The organism is Pseudomonas sp., from assembly GCF_030690725.1.
GTDB lineage: Bacteria > Pseudomonadota > Gammaproteobacteria > Pseudomonadales > Pseudomonadaceae > Aquipseudomonas.
On record NZ_JAUYGD010000077.1, the window covers coordinates 1 to 1,954 of the forward strand.

The 1,954-nt window shown below is 55.6% G+C and carries 4 protein-coding genes; all 4 read right to left on the reverse strand.

Annotated elements, in window-relative coordinates; translation table 11 throughout:
* Nucleotides 1-900: preprotein translocase subunit SecY (gene secY / locus Q8O69_RS19260; RefSeq protein ID WP_305593786.1), on the reverse strand; the 900-nt coding region annotated here is incomplete at its 3' end.
* Complete coding sequence (rplO, locus tag Q8O69_RS19265) at nucleotides 901-1,335, reverse strand: 50S ribosomal protein L15 (RefSeq protein ID WP_090243121.1); 435 nt, start codon at nucleotides 1,333-1,335, stop codon at nucleotides 901-903. It lies immediately after the preceding gene.
* Nucleotides 1,336-1,338: 3 nt separating this feature from the next.
* Nucleotides 1,339-1,518: a 50S ribosomal protein L30 gene (gene rpmD / locus Q8O69_RS19270; RefSeq protein WP_079204534.1), complete on the reverse strand. Its 180-nt coding sequence runs from the start codon at nucleotides 1,516-1,518 to the stop codon at nucleotides 1,339-1,341.
* A gap of 2 nt (nucleotides 1,519-1,520) precedes the next feature.
* Nucleotides 1,521-1,954 (reverse strand): 30S ribosomal protein S5 (rpsE, locus tag Q8O69_RS19275; protein ID WP_305593787.1); only part of this gene is annotated, 434 nt, incomplete at its 5' end.

Genomic DNA, 1,954 nt, shown 5'->3' on the forward strand with positions numbered 1-1,954 from the left:
ATCCTGCAGCCAGCCCAGACCTTCGGACTGGCCAAACCAGGCACCCAGCGAGGCCGGGAACAACAGAAGGCTGCTGGCGAAAATAGCCGGGATAACCCCCGCCATATTCACCTTCAACGGCAAGTGGCTGGTCTGCGCAGCGAAGACCTTACGGCCCTGCTGACGCTTGGCGTAATGCACCGCAATGCGACGCTGACCACGCTCAATGAACACCACGAAACCGATAATCGCTACTGCCAGCAAACCGATGGCGATCAGGGCAAAGATATTGATATCACCCTGGCGAGCAGACTCGAAAGACTGCCCAATCGCCGACGGCAGACCGGCTACGATGCCTGCAAAGATCAGCATCGAAATACCGTTGCCAACACCACGTTCGGTGATTTGCTCGCCTAGCCACATCATAAACATCGCACCCGCCACAAACGTGGTGACTGCAACGAAGTGGAAGCCGAAATCGACCGTAAACGCTACGCCCTGACTGGCCAAACCAACGGACATGCCGATGGCTTGGACAAATGCCAGGACGAGGGTGCCGTAGCGGGTGTACTGGCTAATCTTGCGACGGCCAGCCTCACCTTCCTTCTTCAACTGCTCCAGCTGCGGGCTGACAGCGGTCATGAGCTGCATGATGATCGACGCCGAAATGTACGGCATGATCCCCAGTGCAAAAATGCTCATACGCTCCAGCGCGCCGCCGGAAAACATGTTGAACAAGCTAAGAATGGTCCCCTCATTCTGTCGAAACAGGTCCGCCAGCCGGTCCGGGTTGATACCTGGAACTGGGATGTGTGCACCTATCCGATAGACGATGATCGCCATGAACAGAAAGCGCAAACGAGCCCAGAGTTCGGACAACCCGCCATTGCTGAGCGCTGAGAGAGCACCTTGCTTAGCCATTTATTCCTCGAACTTACCGCCAGCTGCTTCGATAGCCGCGCGCGCACCTTTGGTGACGGCGATACCTTTAAGGGTGACTGCCTGAGTAACTTCACCGGACAGCATGACTTTCACACGCTGTACGTTTTGGTTGATCAGGTTGGCATCCTTCAGCGACTGCAGAGTAACAATGCCGCCTTCGATTTTATTCAGCTCGGAGGTACGCACTTGCGCACGATCCATAGCCTTCAAAGAAACGAAACCGAACTTAGGCAGACGGCGGTGCAGAGGCTGCTGGCCGCCTTCGAAACCCGGAGCAATGGTGCCACCGGAGCGGGAGGTTTGACCTTTGTGGCCGCGGCCACCAGTCTTACCCAAACCGCTACCGATACCACGGCCCGGACGGTGCTTCTCGCGACGGGAACCCGGCGCAGGACTCAAATCGTTCAGGTACATGTATTAACCCTCGACTCGCAGCATGTAGTAAGCCTTGTTGATCATCCCGCGATTCTCGGGAGTATCCAGCACTTCTACGGTGTGACCAATGCGACGCAGACCCAAACCCTTCACACAAAGCTTATGGTTGGGAATGCGGCCGGTCATGCTTTTGATCAGCGTGACTTTTACGGTATTAGCCATGATTAGAGAATCTCCTCGACGCTCTTGCCACGCTTGGCCGCAATGGAATCAGGCGACTGCATAGCTTTCAAACCTTTGAAAGTGGCATGCACCACGTTCACGGGGTTAGTCGAGCCGTAGCATTTAGCCAGAACGTTTTGTACACCAGCCACTTCTAGAACAGCACGCATAGCGCCACCAGCAATAATGCCGGTACCCTCGGAAGCCGGCTGCATGTACACCTTGGAGGCGCCATGTGCAGATTTCATTGCGTACTGCAGAGTGGTGCCGTTCAGGTCCACCTGGATCATGTTGCGACGAGCAGCTTCCATAGCTTTCTGGATAGCAGCTGGCACTTCACGGGATTTGCCACGGCCGAAACCAACGCGACCCTTACCATCACCCACTACGGTCAACGCAGTGAAAGTGAAAATACGGCCACCCTTTACGGTTTTGG

Coding starts and splice junctions, on each gene's coding strand:
- rplO (WP_090243121.1), bottom strand. CDS start 1,335: ATGTACCTGAACGATTTGAGTCCTGCGCCGGGTTCCCGTCGCGAGAAG.
- rpmD (WP_079204534.1), bottom strand. CDS start 1,518: ATGGCTAATACCGTAAAAGTCACGCTGATCAAAAGCATGACCGGCCGC.